Source organism: Flavobacterium sp. FlaQc-30 (genome assembly GCF_044005885.1).
Taxonomy (GTDB): domain Bacteria; phylum Bacteroidota; class Bacteroidia; order Flavobacteriales; family Flavobacteriaceae; genus Flavobacterium.
On the sequence record NZ_JBIPCO010000001.1, the window covers coordinates 93,480 to 117,712 of the forward strand.

The 24,233-nt window shown below is 34.7% G+C and carries 13 protein-coding genes; 7 read left to right on the forward strand and 6 right to left on the reverse strand.

Going from position 1 to position 24,233, the window contains the following annotated elements:
• Positions 1-99 precede the first annotated feature (99 nt).
• The 4 genes from ACHRV0_RS00440 to ACHRV0_RS00455 form a co-directional block, all read right to left on the reverse strand.
• On the reverse strand, positions 100-1,554 hold the full coding sequence (locus tag ACHRV0_RS00440; protein WP_395439567.1) for a glycoside hydrolase family 30 beta sandwich domain-containing protein: 1,455 nt from the start codon (positions 1,552-1,554) through the stop codon (positions 100-102).
• A gap of 141 nt (positions 1,555-1,695) precedes the next feature.
• Complete coding sequence (locus ACHRV0_RS00445) at positions 1,696-2,562, reverse strand: hypothetical protein (protein WP_123872301.1); 867 nt, start codon at positions 2,560-2,562, stop codon at positions 1,696-1,698.
• A 28-nt stretch (positions 2,563-2,590) separates the two neighbouring features.
• On the reverse strand, positions 2,591-4,102 hold the full coding sequence (locus ACHRV0_RS00450) for a RagB/SusD family nutrient uptake outer membrane protein (protein WP_129024024.1): 1,512 nt from the start codon (positions 4,100-4,102) through the stop codon (positions 2,591-2,593).
• Between the two features lie 14 nt (positions 4,103-4,116).
• Positions 4,117-7,227: a SusC/RagA family TonB-linked outer membrane protein gene (locus ACHRV0_RS00455; protein WP_395439569.1), complete on the reverse strand. Its 3,111-nt coding sequence runs from the start codon at positions 7,225-7,227 to the stop codon at positions 4,117-4,119.
• A gap of 351 nt (positions 7,228-7,578) precedes the next feature.
• Between ACHRV0_RS00455 and ACHRV0_RS00460 the strand changes: the two genes are divergently transcribed.
• Positions 7,579-10,443, forward strand: a complete 2,865-nt coding sequence (locus ACHRV0_RS00460; protein WP_395439570.1) for a triple tyrosine motif-containing protein — start codon at positions 7,579-7,581, stop codon at positions 10,441-10,443.
• Between the two features lie 38 nt (positions 10,444-10,481).
• Here ACHRV0_RS00460 and murF read toward each other — a convergent pair whose 3' ends face one another.
• Both murF and gldJ read right to left on the reverse strand, forming a co-directional pair.
• Positions 10,482-11,768, reverse strand: a complete 1,287-nt coding sequence (gene murF / locus ACHRV0_RS00465; protein ID WP_395439571.1) for a UDP-N-acetylmuramoyl-tripeptide--D-alanyl-D-alanine ligase — start codon at positions 11,766-11,768, stop codon at positions 10,482-10,484.
• A gap of 119 nt (positions 11,769-11,887) precedes the next feature.
• Complete coding sequence (gene gldJ / locus ACHRV0_RS00470; protein WP_089052633.1) at positions 11,888-13,573, reverse strand: gliding motility lipoprotein GldJ; 1,686 nt, start codon at positions 13,571-13,573, stop codon at positions 11,888-11,890.
• Between the two features lie 213 nt (positions 13,574-13,786).
• Between gldJ and porU the strand changes: the two genes are divergently transcribed.
• From porU to ACHRV0_RS00500, 6 genes are all read left to right on the forward strand, one after another.
• The gene (gene porU, locus ACHRV0_RS00475; RefSeq protein ID WP_395439572.1) at positions 13,787-17,623 is read left to right on the forward strand and encodes a type IX secretion system sortase PorU; all 3,837 of its coding nucleotides are present in this window, start codon (positions 13,787-13,789) and stop codon (positions 17,621-17,623) included.
• A gap of 41 nt (positions 17,624-17,664) precedes the next feature.
• The gene (gene porV, locus ACHRV0_RS00480; RefSeq protein WP_089057514.1) at positions 17,665-18,873 is read left to right on the forward strand and encodes a type IX secretion system outer membrane channel protein PorV; all 1,209 of its coding nucleotides are present in this window, start codon (positions 17,665-17,667) and stop codon (positions 18,871-18,873) included.
• A gap of 78 nt (positions 18,874-18,951) precedes the next feature.
• Positions 18,952-19,434: a cytidine deaminase gene (gene cdd, locus ACHRV0_RS00485; protein WP_129025314.1), complete on the forward strand. Its 483-nt coding sequence runs from the start codon at positions 18,952-18,954 to the stop codon at positions 19,432-19,434.
• A gap of 158 nt (positions 19,435-19,592) precedes the next feature.
• A complete protein-coding gene (gene pdhA, locus ACHRV0_RS00490) occupies positions 19,593-20,591 on the forward strand; it encodes a pyruvate dehydrogenase (acetyl-transferring) E1 component subunit alpha (RefSeq protein WP_089052629.1) in 999 nt (332 codons plus the stop codon).
• 4 nt (positions 20,592-20,595) lie between these two features.
• The gene (locus ACHRV0_RS00495; RefSeq protein WP_395439573.1) at positions 20,596-22,239 is read left to right on the forward strand and encodes a 2-oxo acid dehydrogenase subunit E2; all 1,644 of its coding nucleotides are present in this window, start codon (positions 20,596-20,598) and stop codon (positions 22,237-22,239) included.
• 114 nt (positions 22,240-22,353) lie between these two features.
• The gene (locus ACHRV0_RS00500; protein ID WP_395439574.1) at positions 22,354-24,201 is read left to right on the forward strand and encodes a leukotriene A4 hydrolase C-terminal domain-containing protein; all 1,848 of its coding nucleotides are present in this window, start codon (positions 22,354-22,356) and stop codon (positions 24,199-24,201) included.
• Positions 24,202-24,233: the final 32 nt, after the last annotated feature.

Here is a 24,233-nt window from a genome sequence, read left to right on the forward strand (position 1 = left end):
CACTTTTGCATTACCTCAAAAAAAAATAGTTTCAAATACAAAATGAATGAGGGTCGAAATGGATGATTCAAATCAACCCTCTCATTTACTTAAAACGCTCTAGTAAACAAGTGTTTGTATAGCATGAGCCGGAATTTTAACGACCGTTTTTTCAGCTCCAATAATTAAATTGTAATTCATTTCTTTATCTGTTTGATTCATTACAATTGTTGCCATTGTACCATTGGTATTTAAAAAGGAAGTACTAAACAATCCGCTTCTGCTTACTGCTGTACTAACTCTTACGGCATTCAAATGGATGAATTTTGAAAAATGTCCAATGTAATAATAAGATGGTGTGTAGATTAACTCGCCTGTTTTTGTATCGGCATGAATTGGTGCGAAACAAAAATTACCAACGTGATTTGGCCCTCCTTTTTCATCTAAAAGAATATTCCAATCTGTCCATCCTACAGTTCCGTTGTTAAAATCATTCATCATAGAAATTCCATATCTTTCTCCGTTTGCCCAAAATTGATATTTTTTAGCATCAAATTTCTCTACGCAGCCTTCTGTAAACAATAATTTTTTATCAGGATATGCCTCGTTTACTTTGGCAACATTGTCAAACATTGAAGCGCCGCCAGACCAGTTTTCGTACCAGTGAAACCCCATTCCCCAAACATATTTCGATGCTTCTGGATCAGAATAAATTACGTTTGCTCTATAGTTCATTAAATCACGATTGTGATCCCATGCAATGATTTTTACATCCCCGAGTTTTTCTTTTTTTAATGTTGGACCTAGAAAATTTTTAATAAAGTCCCTCTCGGCTTCAGCAGAATATATACAAGATTCCCAACTTTGGGTTGCCATTGGTTCATTTTGTGTAGAGGTTCCCCAAATTGGAATTCCTTCTTTCTCGTATGCTTTTATAAACTTTACATAAAAATCTGCCCAAGTTTGGTAGTATTCTGGTAATAAAGTTCCACCTTTCAAAACATTTTTGTTGCTTTTCATAAAAGCATTTGGAGACCATGGCGCAACGTAAGTCAGTAATTTTCCACCGGCTGTTTGAATGGCTTGTTTGATTAATGGAATACGGTATTGTTTGTCATGTTCAATCGAAAATGTTTTTAAATCTTTGTCATCCTCTTTGATATAGGAATAGCTTTCACTGCTAAAATCAGAACTTTGTATTGTGGTTCTTAGCAAAGAATAGCCAATTCCTTTTTGTTTATCATAATAGGCATTTAAAAATTCTGTTTGTTTTTCTTTTGAAAGTTTGGCAAAAACTTCGGCACTTGCATCTGTTATTGCGCCGCCGATTCCCATAAAAGTTTGGAATTTTTTTGAAGGTTCAACAAAAACGGATACTTCTGTTTCCAGAGGTTGTTTTGCTACCGAAAAGGATAAGTTATCTGTTGATGTTAATCTTAAATTAGTATTTTCAGCAGTTGTGTAAACCGTAACTTTCTTTCCGTTGGTTGTAAATTCTTTCTTTGCTTTTGTCTGCTGGGCAAGTGCCGACAGCGAGAACAAAAAACATAGAATCTTTAAACTATTTTTTTTCATTCTTTCCTTAAATTATTAAATTCTAAATAGAAGTTTTTTATTTCAGAAGCTCTTTTTCTGATCGTTTAAGGATTTAAAAAATAGCCCATACTCATAAATGATTATGGGCTATTTGCAACCAAACTTAAACTTAACTTAAACTTACTTTCCTCTTAATTCGACGCTTTTAATGGTAATTCCGCCTGGAGCGATTCCACCGCCGCATCTAATCATTAGATATATTTTTCCTGTAGTGCTAAATTTAACAACATTGCTTACTGCATCTAGTTTTGCATTTTTAGTACATCCGATAGATGATAATTTACCTGAAACTGGGTTCTTACCGCAGCCATCCCAAGTATTTAAGCCCATTACTTTTCCGCCGTCGCTATAATCGCCAGAAACTGTTGCTGGATCTTTTTCTCCTGCATAAACTTCAAACCACATATCTGTAGATGCACCTCCAGAAACCACCATATCAATAGTGTATTCTTTGTCTTTTACTACATCTATAGCTTGATAAATTCCGGCGTGACCTCCGCTTACAGTTGCCCCTTTATCACTATAAACCCAGTCGCCTGTTGCTTCATAAATAACTTTTTTCCAGTTAGCCTGATCTGCAGCTGTTTTAAAAGAACCGCCTTTTACAAGATTTCCTTTTGCTAAGTCAGTAGTTGCAACTACAAGTTGAGAACTTGCTGTTCCTGTAGCTCCGCCTGCACCAACTGCTGTATGCGTAATTGTGTAGGTTCCAGCATCTGGCAATGTGATAATCTCATTCATTTTTCCTGGATACTCACCATCACCCGTGTTCCATCTTGAAGAGATTACATTTTTTGTTTGTGCAACTAAAAGATAGGTGTTTGATGCTCCTTGAACTGGAGTTACGGTAAATGCTGCATCAATATTACTTCCTATTAGAACGTTAGCATTACCAGTCTCATCGTCACAACTTATTAATGTTCCTAACCCTAATGCCAATGTCAGCATTAGGAAAGTACTTTTTTTCAAATTTATATTTAGGTTCATATTCTATGTTTTTGGTTAATTGTTTCGACTATTGATAATTAGGATTTTGTTTCAATTTAGTACCATTAAGTTCTGTGTACGGAATTGGAAAAATCTCATCTGTACCTGCATCAAAACCTCTATCAGCTAATGCTGCTGGAGCGTCTCCCCATCTTACTAAATCAAAAAATCTATGACCTTCACCAGCTAATTCCATTCTTCTTTCATTTTTAATCGCAGCTAATGTTACTGGTACAGAACCTAAACCAACTCTTTTTCTAACAGCATCAAGTAATTTTTGTGCTCTATCTCCAGATCCTAAAGCTTCTGCTTCCATTAAGTAAGTATCTGCAAGTCTGATGATATAAGAGTTTTGTTTGTAGTTCAACTCTGCATTACCACCACCGGTACGAACATCCGATTGTCTTGGCAAGTATTTATTCAAGAAATAACCTGTGTCTTGATACGCTGGAATATAATCGATTTGACCAGCAGCTTTAAGTGCTTTCAAATCTAAAATAGTTGCTCCAAATCTAGGATCATCTTTCATTGCGTTATACAATTTTTGAGTAGCAACATTAAAAGCCCATCCTGAAGGAAGATCTGGTGCTGTAGAACCTTCTGTCAGGACATATCCTCTTGGTCCAACCATAACGTTTAGAGAGTTTCCTTCATCTTTACCAGTTCCCCAAAATGTCCAGTCAGAGTTTCCTGCACTTGTATGCGATACTTCTAAAAGTGACTCTGCATTAAATTTCTTTGAAGTGTCCCATAAATCACTAAACTTATCCAGTAACTTATTTCCGTATTGGTTTTCAACGCCCGGCGTTCCATTTACTTCTGCAAGAACAGTGGCCGCTTCGGCTTTTTTGCCTTCAAACAAAAGCACTTTTCCTAATATGGCTTGAGCTGCACCTTTATTAAGTCTTCCAGCTTCAGTTTCTGGTGTAACTTTATTTGGTAAAGCTGTAATTGCTTCTTTTAAATCTTTTTCAATTTGTGCATAAATTACATCTGGTGTAACTTGTTCTGGATCATAAATAGTCTGAGTATTTAGAGGTACTAAAACCAATGGAATGTTTTTAAACAGTCTCACTAGGTTAAAATAGTAAAGTGCACGCAGTGCTTTTGCTTCTGCAGCAAATCTAGCTCTTGCGCCATTATCCATTGTAGCTGCAGGAAGTTTTTCGATCAACAAATTGGCTCGAGACACACCTTGATAGTGGTCATTCCAGTAACTGCTCGGAACACTGATTGAAGTAAGTGAGTGCGTAGAAAAATTCTGAATTCCATTTCCATCTGTTGCACTACCTCCTCCAGCATAAAAATCATCAGATCCAGCATTTAACATTGCTACCAAATTTTCGAAACCTCCAGTGTTTTTTCTTAACGGATCATATACTCCCATTAAGGCTGCATAACATTGCTGCTCATTTGAAAAATAAGTACTTGTGTCAAATTTTCCCTCTGGGTTAATGGTGACAAAATCTTCAGAGCAAGATCCTCCTAGAGCTGCCATTGCAATAGCAATATATATGTATTTAAATTTTATAGTTTTCATAATTCTTTAATTTTTTAAAATTGAACATTTGCTCCAAACAAAATAGATCTTGCTTGTGGATAAACTCCTTTATCTACACCAAATACTTGACCTCCAATTTCTGGATCGTATCCACTGTATTTTGTAAATGTGATTAAGTTTTCGCCTGTTAAGTAAAAACGAACTTTATCTGCACCAATTTTAGATGATAAATTAGTTGGCATTGTGTATCCAACTTGAACAATTTTCAAACGAACGTAATTTCCATTTTCAAGATAAAAATCAGACATATTGCTGTAGTTTTTATTTGGATCATCGTTTGTTAATCTAGGATAATCATTTGAAGTTCCTTCTCCAACCCAGCGATCCAAAGCTTTTGTTTGATAGTTTGCATTCAAAACATCAAGTCTTCTTAACCCTTGGAAAATTTTACTTCCAGCAGCTCCTTGAGCAAATGCCATAAAGTCAAAGTTTTTGTAATCTAAGTTTAAAGTAAGACCAAATGTATATTTAGGAATATTTGTTCCTAAAAACTGTTTGTCATCATCTGTAATTGAACCATCTCCATTTGAATCTACCCAACGGAAATCCCCTGGTCTTGCTTTTGGCTGTATCAACTCTCCTTTAGCATTTTTGTAAGCCGCAACTTCCGCTTCATTTTGAAAAATTCCTGCCGTTTTGAAACCATAGAATTCATTAAATGAATGTCCAACTTGTGTTCTTGTTACTGGTCCCATAGATTGAAAACTAGCGTCTCCAACAATATAGTTTGTAGATGATCCTACATAAGTGATTTCATTTTTTAAATAGGCAAAGTTTCCATTAACACCTAAGTTAAATTCTCCAAGTCTTTTCTTGTATCCTAATTCAATTTCAAAACCGCTGTTATTCATATCGGCAATATTTGCAGAAGGCGGATCAACAACTCCAACATATCCAGGAATAACAACATTTCTTAAAATTCCTGTTGTTCTCTTTTTATAGTAATCTACTGAAAGATTAAAATCGTTAAAAAGTTTTGCGTCAAGTCCAACTGTAGTTTGCGATGTTTCTTCCCATCCTAAGTCAGCATTTGGAAGTGTAGAATTTCCGTAACCAGTTGTAATTGCACCTGCATTCCCAACTGAATAGTTATAACCGCCAACAACTAAACCTCTATATTTAAAGTCATCGATGTTATCATTACCTACAACTCCATAACCTCCACGCAGTTTTAAAGAGTTAACAACATTGTTTTCTTTCCAAAATCCTTCTTTAGAAACTACCCATCCTAAAGAAAATGAAGGGAAAACTCCGAATTTTTTGTTTTCACCAAAACGAGTCGATCCATCACGACGAACGATTCCGGTAAAAAGATATTTTTCTTTAAAATCATAGTTAGCACGTAAAAACAATGATGCTAATTTATGCTCTACAAAATCCTCCGCAGTATTAACTCTGTCCGTTTGTGGAATATCAAAATTGAAAGAAGCATCTTTGTAGCTTGTAATTGGTAACCCAAACATGGTTACACCAATCATACCACCAATGTTTTCAACATAAGCTCCTTGTCCAGCAAGAATGTTTACATTGTGATCTCCGAATTTATTAGAATAGGTCAGGATATTTTCAAGAGTCCAAGAAAATGATTTTCTGTTTTCCTGCATATAGTTATTTCTATCCGCTTTCATGTTTGGATTTAGGAAAAAAACTGGTGTAAAACCTTCTTTCCCCCAGTAAGCTAATTTACCACCAAGCGTAGTTCTAAATTTTAAATGACTGGTAATATTAGCTTCTAAATAAGCATTTCCAACAAAATCATCTGACCAGTTAAATGCTCCTAATCTAGTTTGCATGAAACCTAGTGGATTGGTCATTTCTTGTTGTACTAAAGACGAAATTCCGTAAGGACGCCCGCTTGCATCTCTAACAACATTTGGATTTGCATAAAAACCTGTACCATCTACTGCTGGATCAGTAACAACAAGTGGAGTAATAGGGTCTAAGTTAATTGCAGAACTTAAAGGTCCTCCAAATTCAGTATTTGGATTATCAAGACCTTTAGTTTTTTGGTGTGTATAACCAAAAGTTTGTCCAAACGTAAAGTAATCAGAAATTTTGTGTGTTGAATTTAAACGGAAATTTTTCTTTGAATAGTTTGAAATTTCTGTTGCTACAATACCTTCTTGATCTTGTATTCCGAAAGAAGCATAAAAAGTAGATTTTTCACCTCCGCCGCTGATGCTTAATTCATGTGTGTATCTAAAAGCTGAATCATTAAAAATAGCATCCTGCCAATCTGTCCCTTTTCCTAAAGCTGCTGGATTTGCATATTTAATTGGACCTCCATCAGCCATTGATTTTTCATTCATAAGAGCACCATATTGCGCTGCGTTAAGAAGATCTAATCTTTTAGCAGGTGCCGAAATTCCAGCAAATCCATTATAGTTTACAGATATTTTTCCTGATTTTCCTTTTTTTGTTGTAACTAAGATAACTCCAGTAGCTGCACGAGTACCATAAATCGCCGCCGAAGCTGCGTCTTTTAGAACTTCAATAGATTCAATATCACTTTGATTAATAAAACCAATCGCATTTGCATCTACTGCAATACCATCAACAACCCATAACGGATCATTACCTCCTTCTCTAAAAGTAGTTATACCTCTAATACGAACTTTTGAAGCGGCACCCGGTTGTCCTGAAGTAGCTGCAACAGAAACCCCTGCTGCACGACCTTGCAGAGTTTGTTCAACTCTTCCGTTTGGAACTTTTTCAAGATCTGCTGCTTTTACACTGGAAATTGCTCCTGTAACAACTGATTTCTTTTGAGTTCCATATCCTACAACCACTACTTCATTCAGGGCTTGTGATTCTGGTGATAACTTAATTGTAATTTTTGTTCTGCCGTTTACAGCTTCAGTAACTGTAGTGTATCCAATAAATGTGACTGTCAAAACTCCATTTGACGGTACTTGTAATTGAAATTTTCCATCAAAATCAGATGCGGTTGACTTAGTTGTACCTTTTAGTACAATTGTTGCACCCGGAACTGGCATTCCACTTTCATCATTTATTATTCCATTAACTGTGACATCCTGAGCCACGGCTATAACCGAGAATAACAAAGATGAAACACAAAAAATAAGTAATTTTGTTAATTTCATTTTTCTAAAAATTTTGGTTAATTAATTAGTAATTTGATGCAATAATAATGTTAATATTTTACTATCGACAACTAATATTCCTTACAAAAACACATCAAATTAAAAAAATACACATTACAAAAACACATCAAATTTTATATAAATTATTAATTTTCAATAGTTTAAAATCAAAATAAATGATGTTATCAAAATGTTAATTATAAAAATAAACACTACACTATAATAAGATTGCTTATTTTTATTAAAAAAACAGTGTTCTACATCGTAATAGTACCTAAAAAACAAATATAAAACACTACAAACAAGCACATTACAACCAACATTTCTAATCAAACTCAAAAAAACACAAAATTGACAAAACCACACATTTACATCATTTTTTTTACATTATTCTCAATATCTATTTTTTCGCAGGTAAAGAATATTGGTCTTCCAGATATAAGAAATTACAAGCGAAATGAATATAAAGGCGGCACACAAAACTGGAATATTGATCAAGATAAAAACGGAAATTTATATTTTGCCAATAATAATGGTTTACTGCAATTTGATGGAGCAACATGGCGAAAATATCCTTTGCCTAACTTAACTTCTGTTAGATGCTTAAAAATTGACAAATCTGGAAAAATATTTGTGGGAGGCTATAATGAGTTTGGTTATTTTAAACCGGATCATAACGGGCGGCTTAAATACACTTCATTGGCTAAAAAAGTGGATAAAAACAAAATTAAAATCATTGATTTTGTCTGGAAAATTCATTCTATTGGCGATCAAACTATTTTTCAATCTTTTGCAAGAGCCTATATTTTCAAAGATGATAAGTTAACGATATTAAAAGCTCCAAAAAGGTTTCAGTTCTCATTTGTTGTTAACGGGAAACTTTATTTCCAAGATGTCGAAAAAGGAATTCTAGAATATCGAAATGGCAGTCTTTATACTTTGCCAAATACAACAAGCTTGAATAATACTGAGATTTGGGCCATGCATTCTATTTCAAAAGATAAAATACTGATTGTTACGCTCGAGAAAGGCTTGTTTCTTTATGAAAACAACAATATTATTCCTTGGAACACTGAAGCAAACAACTTTGTTAAAAAAAACAACTCATTAGGCGGTGTACTTATCAACAATAAATTTATTGTACTGAATACGGTATTAGACGGAATTATTATCTGTGATTTTAATGGTAAAATAATCCAACATATTAACAGAAAAAAGGGATTACAAAACAATACCGTTTTAACTTCATTTATAGACAATAAAAACAATCTTTGGCTGGGGCTTGATAATGGAATTGCTTTTGTTAATGAGACTTCTCCTTTTACATATTTCGGTTTTAGTTATGACATTAGTACGGTATATGCTTCTGTTATTTTTCAAGGAAATTTATATGTAGCAACCAATCAAGGCGTTTTTTATCACGCTTGGAATAACAGCTTTAAGGAAGATGTTTTTAAGCTAGTTGAAGGAACCACTGCACAATCTTGGAATGTTCAGGTAATTGACAATGAATTAATATGTGCAAACAATAGAGGCGCACTTGTTATTAAAGGCGACAGAGTAACGAGGATAATTGATTCTAGAGGTTATTTTGGATTTAAAAAAATACCAAGTCATCCTGGATTCTTTATTGGTTCCAATTATGATGGTTTTGCGATTTTTCAAAAAACAGCCAGCGGATTAATATTCAAAAATCAAGTTTCTGGATTTGACAAATCATCAAATAGTTTTGAACTTGATCAATTGTATTTCTGGCTTAAAAAAGACGAATCTATTTATAGAATGGCGTTAAGCGAAGATTTAACACGGTTTGCTACTATTAAAAAAATTGATCAATTAACTCCTAGGTTTAAAAACATAGGAAGTCTTCAAAACATTGGAGGGAAAATTTACTTTCAAACTCATAATCATTTCTATAAATACTCAAGCGAACAGGACTTATTTTATGAAGATAAAAACATAACAGCACTCTTTAAAAATATTCCTGTGATAAATGCTTTAAGCGAAGATTCTCAGTCTAATTTATGGTATACATTTGATGAGTCGATTGGGGTCTTAATGAAAGATGGCAATCAATACAAAAACAGTATTGTTCCATTTTCAAACTTAACTGGTAATTTAGTCAGCAACCATTTATCAGTAAATACGATCGACTCTAAAAATATTTTTATCGGATTAACAGATGGACTTGCTCATTACGACTTCAGCCTGCAAAGTACTCATAATACTAAACCTAAAGCTTTTATCCGAAGTTTTTCATTTCCGGGCGATACTATTGTCATTGGAAATAATCAAACTAGAACCGAGAACATTCGCATACCTTACGCTTCAAATAATGTACGCTTTACCTTCTCGTCGCCTACTTACGAGAATCTCGAAAACGTTCAATTTTCGTATCAATTAGAGCCTTTTGATGACAAATGGAGCAATTGGTCTGTTGTCTCTTTTAAGGAGTATACAAACTTACGAGAGGGCGATTATACGATGAGGGTTAAGGTTCGAAACAGTTACGGAATTCAATCTGATCCATCGGCTGTTACTTTTACCATTTCTCCTCCTTGGTACAGGCATTTTCTAGCTTTTATGATGTATTTCATAATCTTAATTATAGCGATTTATTTTATTTCGGATAGAATTAAAATGAAAATAAGAAAAAACAAATATTATGAAACTATAGAACAGCGACGTCTCTACCTTGAAAAAGAATCCAGAATCAGACAAGAGCAATACGATTTGGAAAAAGAAATCGAGAAGTTAAAAAATGATAAACTGCAAATTAAAATCCTGGCAAAAGATAAAGAATTAGTTAACAACTCTTTGCAGGTAGTAAAGAAGAACAAAATTCTTAATGGAATCATCCATAAATTAAAAGAGATAGATGTGGAAGCTTTGGATGATTCTACTAAATTTCAAGTCAGCAAACTTAATAAGAGTATTGTAAAAGAAGTAAACACAGATAAAAGTTGGAAGGATTTAGAAAAACATATTAAGAATGTTCATTTTGAGTTTTTAAAACGTCTAAAGGAAAAATACCCCACAATTTCGCCTCGTGAGCTTGATTTATCAACTTATTTATTAATGAATATGTCTACTAAAGAAATAGCTGAAATCATGAATATTTCGACTGGAGGTGTAGAATTAGCCCGATACCGTTTAAGGAAAAAACTAGGACTGAATAAAAAAGAAAACCTGATAGGTTTTTTAATGAGTATATAATTTTAAAAAGCCATTCGAAATAACGAATGGCTTTTTTTTTATAAGATATATTCTAATGTACGTTCAAGAGCCATTCCTCTGGAGCCTTTTATTAGAATTGTATTATTATTGAACTGAATTGTTTTTAGATAATCTGCAAACGAGTCAAATGATTCAAAAAATTTGATTGTGTCACTCAAAACTTTATGCTCGTAAAATGATTTTCCAATCAAATAACTCAAACATTCGTTTTCTCCTGTCAAAGAATCTACTATTATTTTATGTTCTTTTTGACTTTCATTGCCAAGCTCAAACATATCGCCAAGAATCATTATTTTACCTTTGTTTTCTAATTGTACAAAGTTTGCAATCGCAACTGCCATACTGCTTGGATTTGCATTGTAGGCATCTAAAATAATCTCATTCGAGCCTTTTTTCAACAATTGCGATCTGTTGTTCTCAGGAATGTAATTCTCAATAGCTTCTTTTACTGCCTTATCGTCAACCTCAAAATATTTGCCAATAGTTACAGCTGCATTTATATTATTTGCATTGTAAAGACCTATTAAATGAGACTCAACAACAAAATGATCATAAGTAACAATAACAAAAGGATTCGCCGTAATATTTTTAATCTTCAAATCTGCATTCTCTTTATTCACGCCAAAAGTGAATGCTTTTATTCCTTGCGATTTTTCGATTTGAATAGGATCTTCAAGATTTACAAAAACAAGTTTGTAGTTTTTTGCCAAATATTGATACATCTCGCTTTTTCCTTGTATAACTCCTTCGACGCCGCCGAAACCTTCTAAATGCGCTTTACCAAAATTTGTAATATAACCATAATCTGGCTGCGCAATCTCACATAAAAACTCAATTTCTTTTTTATGATTTGCTCCCATTTCAACAATTCCAATTTCAGTTTCTCTTGTAAAAGACAAGAGTGTCAGCGGAACTCCAATATGATTGTTTAAATTACCAATCGTTGCTTTTGTTTTGAACTTCTTAGACAATACAACATTTATCAACTCTTTTGTAGTAGTCTTTCCATTACTTCCAGTAAGAGCTATAATTGGCAGTTTTAAATAGGTTCTGTGATATTTTGCAAGCTCCTGCAATGTTTCTAAACTGTTTTTTACAAGAATAGTCCTCTCATCGATCAAATAAGATTCATTGTCAATAATAACAAATAACGCTCCTAAATCGAGTGCTTTTTGAGCAAAAGTATTGGCATCAAAATTCTCTCCTTTAATGGCAAAAAACATTGATTCTTTTTCAATTTTCCTTGTGTCAATTGAAACTGATTTACATTGTAAAAACAAATTATGAATGTCCTGAATATTCATTTAATTTTTTATTTAATAGACCATAAAAATAGAAAAAAAACAATAAAAAAATTCCAAATTCCATACTGAAATATTCAGCTTTTGGAATTTGGAATTTTTTATGTTGAAATTTCTAAAACTTAGTTTCTAGGTGATTTTTTTCTTTCCGATTTTGCACCTACTCTCGACATAGCACATCTAAATCCGATGTAATCTGTTGCCATATCTTGAGGGAAATATCTTCTTTGAGCTGGATCTAACCAATATGCTCTATCTCTCCAAGAACCTCCTTTGTAAACTCTAACTTTATCATCAATTAAAGTAGTACGTTTACTAGAGTTATCATATTTTCTAATCATTTTACCTAAACTATCCGTTGTTACGTTATGTTTAGGAGAATTGTACATTGCTTGATCAGCTTTTGATCCTGATTCAGAATCTCCAAAGTCAAAATATCTTGAAGATTGTTTATCACCATCTCTGTAATTGATATTATTACTTGTACTGAAGTTTTGTCTTAAATATGTTTCTTGCTCATCAACTGGAACCTGAGCGATTTCTCCTGGAAGATTTCTCGCTATTACTTTTCCATTGCTTAATGTGTCATATTTAATAGTAGCAGTTGTAACGATTTCAACTTTACCATCTTTACCAATTTTGTTTTTAGCATATTGATTTCCTCTATAGTAGTTAAAATCATTTGCTTCATTATCAATAATTGGTCTGTAAACATCGGCAACCCATTCTGCAACGTTTCCTGCCATATCATATAAACCGAAATCGTTTGGAGCATAACTTTTTACAGAGTTTGTAATATCTGCACCGTCATCAGACCAACCTGCAATTCCACCGTAATCACCGTTTCCTTGTTTAAAGTTAGCTAACTGATCACCTCTATTTTTACGTTTCGCTGAACGAGTGTAATCACCAGACCAAGGATATTTCTTTTGTCCTTTGTAAATGTTATATTCTCTTTGTCCAACATCTGCAGCTGCAGCATATTCCCACTCAGCTTCAGTAGGAAGTCTGTATTCTGGTAAAATAATACCAGAAGAACGTTGTGCGTATACATTTTTCTCTTCAGGAACTACGCCGTCTTTTCCAGCTTTTGGTCGTTTTCCGTTTGGATTTTTCTTGATAACAATTTCTTCGCTTCCACCACGTGAAGTACTAGGAGACATTAAATATCCTTCAGTATTAAATGCATTTTCAGCAGTTACATCACTAGTTTTAGCTCCTTTTTGAAGGTAACCATTTTTCTCTAAAACAGCTTCGTTTACACGGTCAGTTCTCCATTTACTAAATTCAACAGCTTGAATCCAGTTTACACCAACTACTGGGTAGTTTGCATAAGATGGGTGTCTTAAATAGTTATTTGTCATCGTTTCGTTATACCCCAAACGATTTCTCCATACTAAAGTATCAGGTGAAGCTCCTTCGTAAATATTTTTGTAATTTTCTTCTGTTGGAGGGAAAACTTTTTTCAACCACTCAAGGTATTCTAAGTACATACCATTTGTAACTTCAGTTTCATCCATATAGAAAGACTGAACGTGTTGCTGAGTAGGTGTGTTATTCCAATCGTGCATAACATCATCTTGTACTTTACCCATAGTAAATGTACCTCCTTCAACAAAAACTAAACCAGGTCCTGCCTGTTGTTTTTTTCCTGCATTTCTAGCAGCAGTTCCATTCTGACTATCTACATCCCAGCCAGTTGCTCTCGAAGCGTGAGTGGAACTCGATTTTTTGCTACAACTAGCCGTGCCCAACATCAATACCATTGACATCATTAATTGCAAGACTACAATTTTGTTTACTTTCATACTCATTCTTAGGTGATAAATTTAGGTGCTGCAATATAATAATTAACATTTAATTAGCAACATCCGTTCTAATAATTTTATTTAGCTGTTTTTTACCAGAAAATAACCTATAGTTACGAACGCAAAAATATACTTTTTATTATTTACTGTAACATGAAATACTATATTTTTACCTACTAATTTTATTTTAATTAAATTTTGCTTTTTCAGATAATGAAACAGTTTCTAATAGTATACTTTCTGTTGCTTCCAATTCTCTCATTCTCTCAGTTAAACGGGAGCCTGACACTTGATTGGCAGACCAAAAAGGAGATGAATTACGGTGACTTTAAAACCATAATTCCGTACTTTTCAGGAAATACTTTTCGTTACGACATTACTAAAAAAAACTTAACGTTCCTGCTCAACCTAAATCAGTCAAACATTTCAAATAATTCTTCTGTACAAATTACAAATACCATTTACGAACCAATTTCAAGAACCGATTTAGGCGACTTAAACCCTGAAAACATCCCAGATAAACTCAATGAATCATTAAAAAGCACAAATGCTAGAGACACAAAACAAAACTTTCTGTTTCTATACCCTATTATAAAGGAAGGAAATAATTTCAAACGTCTCCGATCATTTTCTTATTTTGTCACAAACACTGCTTCAAAAAACAGCAGCTCTACAGCTTTTCAAAAATCAAACACGATTACAAATTCAGTACTCGCTTCGGGTGACTGGTATCGTTTTTATATTGAAAAATCAGGGATTTACAAAATTTCAAAATCCTTTTTGCAAAGCTTAGGTTTTGATCCCGGAAAAGAAGATCCAAAAAAAATAAAAATCTATGGTAATGGCGGACAAATGCTCCCTTTATCAAACAACATGTATTACCCCGAAGATCTAACAGAAAATGCAATCCAAGTTATTGGAGAAAACGACGGCATTTTCAACAATGAAGATTACATTCTTTTCTATGCAGAAGGCACTGAGAACTGGAGTACTGAAAGCCAAACAAATTTAAATTTGTACGATACAAAATCATACTATTATATCACCAGTTCTGGAGGAGAAGGCAAAAGAATTCCAAATGCAATTCAGCCATCAGGAATCAGCACTTTAGATCTCAATACGTTTGATGACTATCAGTTTCACGAAGTAGACCAAACCAATCTTGTTCATTTAGGAAGGCAATGGCTTGGAGAAGCATTTGACATCAATCAGGAACAAGAGTTTTCTTTTAACTTTCCAAACATTGACACATCATCTCCAGTAAAAATTGAACTAAATGCAGCCTCAGCAGCCTTTACTCCTACTTCTTTTATTATTTCTGCAAATGGTCAAAACATTGGAACTATAAACTTCAACAGCCTTTCGACAAGTTCCGAAATCAAATATCTAACACAAAAACTACCTGCAAATACAGCATTTTCTGACACAGAAAACATAAAAATAAAACTTACCTATAATAACAATGGTGTACCAGGCTCAAAAGGCTTTCTTGACTATATCAATTTAACAGCAAAAAGAAAACTTCTTGGCACAAACAAACAATTCAAGTTTCAATATAACGCTGCCGGCTCAACAACTGGAATTGTAAATTATACTATTGGAAACGCTTCGACGATTTCTCAAATTTGGGATATTACAGACCTATATAATGTATCGAAATTTGAAAACCCAAATCAAGCCGTTTTCAGCTTCAAAGCAAACCTTGGAGAAGTTAGAAAATACATTGCACTTGATGCCGCAGATTACTACACTCCTTTAAAAGAAAACCAGTCTAAAATTGCAAATCAAAACTTAAAAGGAACACTTTTTAGAAACAATCAAAACAGTTTTCAAGACATTGATTACGTAATTATAACCCCAAAATCATTAACTACACAGGCAGAAAAATTAGCCATTTTTCATCGCAATAATTCAAACTTAAATGTAAAAGTTATTGCGCTTGAAAATATCTATCAGGAATTTTCATCAGGCAAGCAAGACATTGCGGCAATTAGAAACTGCATTAAATACATCTACGACAACGCATCATCTCCCGAAAAAAGAATTAAATACGTAAACCTATTTGGCGATGCTTCTTATGATTACAAAAATAGAATTCTAAACAATACCAATATTGTACCTATTTATCAATCACCAATAAGCAACACAACTGGCGAAGCATCATTTGCTTCTGATGATTTTTATGGCTTAATGGATCCCAACGAAGGAATTGTCGGCTATCCGTTTGGAGGAATTGACATTGCAGTTGGCAGAATGTTAGTTTCCGATAATGTTCAAGCACAAGAAATGGTCAACAAGGTACTTGAATATCACGACACAAAATCTTACGGAAACTGGAGAAACAACTTCGTTTTAATAAGCGATGATTCCGACCAAAGTTCTGATGCTTCTTTACAAACTCGCCAAAACAATTTAGCAGATATAATTGCTGTAGAAAAACCTTTTTTCAATATCGACAAAATCATTTTAGATTCTTACACACAAGAAGCTTCTGCCGGCGGATCGCGCTATCCAAAAGCTAGAACTGATTTTTTTAATGCTTTTGAAAAAGGAGCTTTAGTTTTTAATTATCTAGGTCACGGAGGAGAAGACGGCTTGGCAAGCGAACGAATCTGGGAAAAGTCTGACGGACAAAACCTAAACAATCAATACAAATACCCGCTTTTTATTACAATAACCTGTGAATTTTCAAGATTTGACGACCCAACAAGACCAACCGCAGGCGAGTATACTTTTTGGAACCCAAAAGGCGGAGCCATCTCAATGCTCACAACCACTCGAGCGATAGGTCAGTTTAATGCCGAAAACTTCAACGACAATTTAAGCAAAAACCTTCTTTCCTACGGCTCCAATCAATATAATAGCATTGCTGAATCGCTGCGAATTTCAAAAAACGAAAACCCAAGCGCTTCCAGCAATGTTATTGTCTATATAGGCGATCCTGCATTAATGCTCGCTATCCCAAAGCCTAAAATTAATTTAACCAAAGTAAATGATATTGCGATTTCACAGCCAATTCCTGATTTTAAATCATTATCAAAAATCAAAATCACAGGTGAAGTAACAGACGAAAACAATATTGTTTTAAACAATTATAATGGAGAACTTTCAACTGCCATTTTTGATAAAATAATTACAGTCTCAACTTTAAACAATGATGGATATAGTCCTGCAATTTCATTCAAAACTCTTGGAGAAACAATATTTAGAGGAAATGCATCTGTAACTAACGGTCAATTTGAATTTAGCTTTGTTGTACCAAGAGACATTAGAATACCTGTTGACAATGGTCGAATTAGTTTTTATTCAAAGAAAAATCAAGCACTCGAAAACCAAACCGGCAGTACAACCATCATTAAAATTGGAGGCATAAACGAAAATGCACCACAAGACAATATAAGTCCAAAAGTTAAGTTATATATGAACGATGAGACTTTTGTATCTGGCGGAATTACAAACGATTCACCCTTTCTTTTAGCATTCCTAGAAGACGAAAATGGCATCAACACTGCCGGCGGAATTGGTCACGATATAATTGCCATTTTGGATGGAGATGTAAGCAATCAATATATTCTGAATGATTACTACCAAACAAAATTAGACGACTATACAAACGGAAATCTACGTTTTCCGTTGCGAAATTTAGCTCCGGGTCTGCACACAATTAGTTTCACCGCCTGGGATGTTTACAACAATCCTGTAACAAGTGAAATACAGTTTATAGTTGTTGGCGACGATGCATTAACATTAACACACGTTCTTAATTACCCTAATCCTTTTTCAACTTATACTCAATTCTGGTTTTCTCACAACAGACCTTACGAGCCGTTGGATGTTCAGGTTCAGGTAATGACAATAACAGGAAAAGTAGTTTGGACAAAAAACCAAATTATTACTACAGAAGGCTTTTTATCTAGAGAAATATCATGGGATGGTAAAGATGATTTTGGCGATCGAATTGGAAAAGGAGTTTACATTTATAAACTTACCGTTCGATCTAATTTAACAAATAAAAAAGCAGAAAAATACGAAAAACTTGTAATTCTATAATAATATATATATTTGTAACATAAATACCTTTATCCCCACAAATGAAAAAAATATCGTTTTTATTAATTTCTTTATTAATTATTTCATTCGCAAAAGCCCAAAATATTGAACGCCCCATTACAACAGGAGTACCCTTTTTATTAGTCGCTGCAGATGCGAGAGCTGCCGGTCTTGCTGATCAAGGTGTTGCTACTTCTTCAGATGTTTTTTCTCAACAATGGAATCCCGCTAAATATGCTTTTTCAGAAGATGCACAAGGTTTCTCAATCAGCTACACACCTTATTTAACAGATTTAGCCAATGATATTTCACTTGGACAATTAACTTATTACAATAAAATTAATGAGCGAAGTGCTTTTGCAGGAAGTCTTAGATATTTTGGTTTTGGAGGAATTGAACTAAGAGAAACTGGAGATCCAAGCGAACCTACCAGAGAAGTAAGTCCAAATGAACTTGCATTAGACGGTTCTTACTCATTAAAATTAAGCGAAAAATTCTCGATGGCAGTTGCTGCTCGTTTTATCAGCTCAAACCTAAAAATCCCATCTGGAGAAGTTGATGCTTCTGCTGCAAGATCATTTGCTGTAGATATCGCAGGTTTTTATCAATCAGAAGAAATTGCATACCGTGATTTTAACGGAAGATGGAGAGCAGGTTTTAATGTTCAAAATTTAGGTCAAAAAATAAGCTATGACAACGACGATTTAAGCTCAAACTTTTTGCCTGCGAATTTAAGAGTCGGTGGTGGATTTGATTTTATTTTTGACGATTATAACAAATTAGCAGTTTCTGTAGAGTTGACAAAACTTTTAGTTCCTACACCTCCTGGGCCAGGAACACCTGTAGACACAAATGGCGACGGTGATTTTACAGATCCCGAAGACATCTCGCAAGAAAAAGCAAATTCTATAAACTATAAAAACTACAAAGACACAGGCTGGGTTTCAGGAATATTCAAATCATTTGGAGATGCACCAGGAGGCTTCAGCGAAGAGATAAAAGAAATAACCTACAGCGTTGCTGCAGAATATATGTATCAAGATGCCTTTGCTATGCGTTTAGGCTATTATCATGAAAGCCCAATGAAAGGAGCAAAACAGTTCTTTTCTCTAGGAGCAGGATTTAAATACAACATCATGAAAGTTGACGTGTCTTATTTATTCTCATCATCAAATGTTAAAAATCCTTTAGAAAATACACTTCGCTTTTCTTTAACCTTTAACTTTGGAGACAAATACGAAGTATATTAAAAAAATCAAATAAAAAGCAATCACAAATCCAAATTTCTAAAAACTTAGAAATTTGGATTTTTTTTCCCATAAAAAGAAATGAAAGAAATTAGCATTACATCATCATTTACAGTTTATGAATCTATAAAAGAAGTTTCAGCAGAAATTCAGGATTTAATGACACAGGCAGTAGAAATTCGCAAAAAAGCATACGCACCCTATTCTCAATTTAGAGTTGGAGCCGCTTTACTTTTAGACAACGGAAAAATAGTTTTGGGCTCAAATCAAGAAAATGCTGCCTATCCTTCAGGATTATGTGCCGAAAGAGTTGCTATTTTTCATGCAGGAAGTATTTATCCAGAAGCCAAAATTTTAAAAATAGCTATTACAGCAGCTTCAGACACCAATCAAACCAAAGCACCGATTCCGCCTTGTGGATCATGCCGACAATCTATTGCAGAATACGAAATCAAACAAGACACCCCTATTGAAATCTATTTTATGGGCGAAATTGGCGAAGTTTACAAATCAGCATCCCTAAAAAATTTACTCCCTTTTATGTTTGATAAAAAGTTCTTGTAAAAAAAAGCCAAAAAGTGCCTTTTAAATTTTACTTCTTAATAGGAATGTCTTATTTTTGCATCCCGACCTTTCGGGCGCAAATTTGTGGGAGGAAACTATTTTGCGTTATAGGCAACAATTGATAACACAAACAAACTTTAGCAAAAGAAAGAATTCAGATGAAAGAAGTTACAAAAGAAGTATATTTAAAGTGGTACGAAGACATGCTGCTTTGGAGAAAGTTTGAAGACAAACTTGCAGCATTATACATTCAACAAAAAGTTAGAGGTTTTTTACACCTATATAATGGTCAAGAAGCTGTATTAGCAGGTGCATTGCACGCTATGGACTTGACTAAAGACAAAATGATTACTGCATACAGAAACCACGTTCAGCCAATTGGTATGGGAGTTGATCCTAGAAACGTAATGGCAGAGCTTTTAGGAAAAGCAACAGGTACCTCTAAAGGCATGGGAGGTTCTATGCACATTTTCTCTAAAGAGCACCGTTTTTACGGAGGACACGGAATTGTAGGTGGACAAATTCCTGTAGGAGCTGGTTTAGCTTTTGCAGATAAATATTTCAACACTGGCGGTGTTACCATGACTTACTTTGGTGATGGAGCTGCTAGACAAGGTTCATTACACGAAGCTTTCAACATGGCTATGCTATGGAAATTACCAGTTGTATTTATCGTTGAAAACAACGGTTATGCAATGGGAACTTCTGTTGAAAGAACTGCAAACCATACTGACATCTGGAAACTTGGTTTAGGTTACGAAATGCCATGCGGACCAGTTGACGGAATGAATCCTGTAAAAGTTGCTGAAGCAATGACTGAAGCAATTGACAGAGCTCGTCGTGGAGACGGACCAACTTTCCTTGAAATGAAAACGTACCGTTACAGAGGACACTCTATGTCTGATGCACAATTATACCGTTCTAAAGAAGAGGTTGAAGAGTACAAAAAAATCGACCCAATTACACAAGTTCTTGATGTAATCTTGGATCAAAAATATGCTACTGAAGAAGAAATCGAAGTAATTGACCAAAGAGTTAAAGACTTGGTTGAAGAGTGTCAGAAATTTGCTGAAGAATCTCCATACCCAGATTTACAACAATTATACGACGTAGTATACGCACAAGAAGACTATCCATTTACACCTCATAAACTATAACATCATGGCGATTAAAGTAACTATGCCTCGTTTGAGCGATACTATGACGGAAGGAACGGTAGCAACTTGGCTTAAAAAAGTAGGCGACAAAATCAGCGAAGGAGATATCCTTGCTGAAATTGAAACAGACAAAGCAACAATGGAGTTCGAATCTTTTAACGAAGGAACTCTTTTACATATCGGAATTCAAGCTGGAGAAACCGCTCCTGTTGATTCATTATTAGCAATCATTGGTAACGAAGGAGAAGATATTTCTGCTCTTTTAGCTGGTGGTGACACTCCTCCTGCCGAAGCTCCAAAAGCGGATGCTCCTACTGCTGAAGCAAAAACTGAAACTGCTGCTCCTGCAAAAGCTGCAACTGAATTACCAAAAGGTGTTATCGTTGTAACTATGCCTCGCTTGAGCGACACTATGACTGAAGGTACAGTAGCAACTTGGTTGAAAAAAGTTGGCGACACTGTCGCTGAAGGTGATATTTTAGCAGAAATTGAAACAGACAAAGCTACTATGGAGTTTGAGTCTTTCAACGCTGGAACATTATTATACATCGGAATTCAAGAAGGAAACACTGCTCCTGTTGACAGCTTACTAGCGATCATTGGACCTGCAGGAACTGATATTTCTGGAATTGCTGACAATTATACTGCTGGAGGCGCTGCAACTGCAAGTGCACCTGCTGCAGAAGAAACAAAAGCTGCTCCTGCTGCTGCTCAAACAACAGAAACTGTTGCTGAAACTTCAAACGGAGGAAGAATTTTAGCTTCACCTTTAGCTAAGAAAATTGCTTCTGACAAAGGAATTCAATTAAGCCAAGTTAAAGGTTCTGGAGAAAACGGACGTATCGTGAAAAGCGATATCGAGAACTTTACTCCATCTGCGCAAGCACCAGCTGCTGCTTCAGCACCAGCTGCTAAACAAGAAGCATCTGCTCCTGCTGCACCAAAAGTATTTGTACCTGCTGGAGAAGTTTACACAGAAGAGATCAAAAACTCTCAAATGCGTAAAATTATCGCAAAACGTCTTGCAGAATCTTTATTTACAGCTCCTCACTACAACTTAGTGATCGAAGTAAGCATGGACGAAGCAATGGCTTCTAGAGCAACAATCAATACTGTCCCAGATACAAAAGTATCTTTCAACGATATGGTAATTAAAGCTTGTGCTTTAGCCTTGAAAAAACACCCAAAAATCAACTCTCAGTGGAAAGAAGATGCTATCATCATCAACCACCACGTAAATATTGGTGTAGCTGTAGCTGTTGAAGACGGATTAGTAGTTCCTGTATTAAGATTTACTGACGCTATGAGTTTATCTCAAATTGGTGCTTCAGTAAGAGATCTTGCAGGAAGAGCTAAAAACAAAAAACTTGGACCACAAGAAATGGAAGGAAGTACTTTTACAGTATCTAACCTTGGAATGTTTGGTATTACTGAATTCAATTCAATTATCAACCAACCAAACTCTGCTATCCTTTCCGTAGGTGCAATTGTTGAGAAACCAGTAGTTAAAAACGGTCAAATCGTAGTTGGAAATACAATGATGCTATCATTAGCTTGTGACCACAGAACAATTGACGGTGCAACTGGCGCTCAGTTCTTACAAACATTAAAACAATACATCGAAAGCCCAGTTACAATGTTGGCATAATTTCAATGTTTATCCTGAGCCAAGTCGAAGGTTATATTTAATAAAATCCCGTTTTGTTTATTCAAAACGGGATTTTTTGTTTAATTTTCGCCCACAAATTCAATACTTGATAAAATGAAAAAACTAATCCTTGTAACTTTATTCCTAGCAGCAATTGCCTGTCAGAAAAAAGAGCAGACAGAAAAATCAGCAGTCGTTACAGACGAACACAGCTATTCTAAACCAGAACTTGCTGTAGTTAAACATCTAGATCTTGACATAAAAGTTGATTTTGATTCACAGACTATTTCTGGAAAAGCATCTTGGCTAATTGACAACATCAGCAAAGGAAATGAAATTATATTCGATGAAAACACCTTAAACATTACAAAAGTAACTTTAGGTGATGACGAAAAAGAAACAAAATTTGAACTTGGAAAGGATACTGAATTTCACGGAAAACCACTTCATATCAAAATAGAACCAAATACAACAAAAGTAAACATCTACTACAACACCACTAAAGATGCAATAGCATTACAATGGTTAAAACCAGAACAAACGGCTGACAAAAAGAAACCTTTTCTTTTCTCTCAAGGAGAGAGTGTTTGGTCACGTACTTGGATACCTTGTCAGGATTCACCAGGAATTCGTTTTACTTATAATGCAAAAGTTACAGTTCCTAAAGATTTACTAGCCATAATGAGCGCCGTAAATCCGCAAAAGAAAAATGACACTGGAGTTTACACATTTAAACAAGACAAAGCAATTCCATCTTATTTAATGGCAATTGCAGTTGGTGATATTGAATTTCAATCTATCTACAATAGAACCGGAGTTTATGCAGAACCTTCAATGCTGAAAAAATCGGCTTGGGAATTTGCCGAGCTTGGAAAAATGGTCGTTGCTGCCGAAAAACTTTATGGACCTTACCGTTGGGGGCGTTACGATGTTTTGGTTTTACCGCCAAGTTTCCCTTACGGCGGAATGGAAAATCCTAACTTGACATTCTTAACTCCAGGAGTTATTGCAGGAGATCGTTCATTAACCAGCTTACTAGCACACGAATTAGGTCACAGCTGGAGCGGAAATTTAGTAACCAATGCAACTTGGGATGATATTTGGCTAAATGAAGGCTTTACCACTTATGTTGAGCACCGAATTGGCGAAGCAATCTTTGGTCAAAAAGAATTTGAAATGCAAAACGTTATCATTCGTAAAGAATTAATTGATAATGTAGCTGAATATGGCGACACAAATCCCGACACGAGACTAAAAGTAAGTCTTACAGGAAGAAACCCTGACGAAGGAATCAGCATGATTCCTTACGTAAAAGGATATGCGTTTTTGAGAGTAATTGAAAACGCTGTAGGCCGCGAAAAATTTGATGTTTTTATCAAAAACTATTTTGATGCGCACGCTTTCAAATCGATCACTACTGATGATTTTATCAAATATTTTAACGAAAACCTTATTAAAGGAGACAAAGCTCTTGCTGATAAAATAAAACTGGAAGATTGGATTTTTAAACCCGGAATTCCATCAAACATAACACCTGTAAGCTCTCCCGATTTTGATGCTATAGATAAAATCCAAAAAAGCTGGAGAGAAACCGGCGTAAAAGGATTAAGCCAAAAAATCACAACAACTACAGAAAAACAACATTTTATAGATCATCTTCCAACAGATATTACATCAAAAGAAATGGAAGAACTTGACAAGGAATTCAACTTTACAAAAGGTGGAAATTTCATCATCAAACGTCAATGGTTTGTTCAGGCAATTCGCCATCAATATAAAGCAGCTAATCCTGCAATAGAACAATTTTTAATTGGAAGCAGCAGAACTGGATCTGTAATGATGCTTTATAAAGAAATGGTAAAAACACCAGAAGGAAAAGTTTGGGCAAATCAAATTTTTGACAAAGCAAAATCAGGTTATCACGCTACAACTATTCAAGATATCAAAGGCACTTTAAAATAGTTTTCAGCCTATATTAAAACTCAAAAATCCCA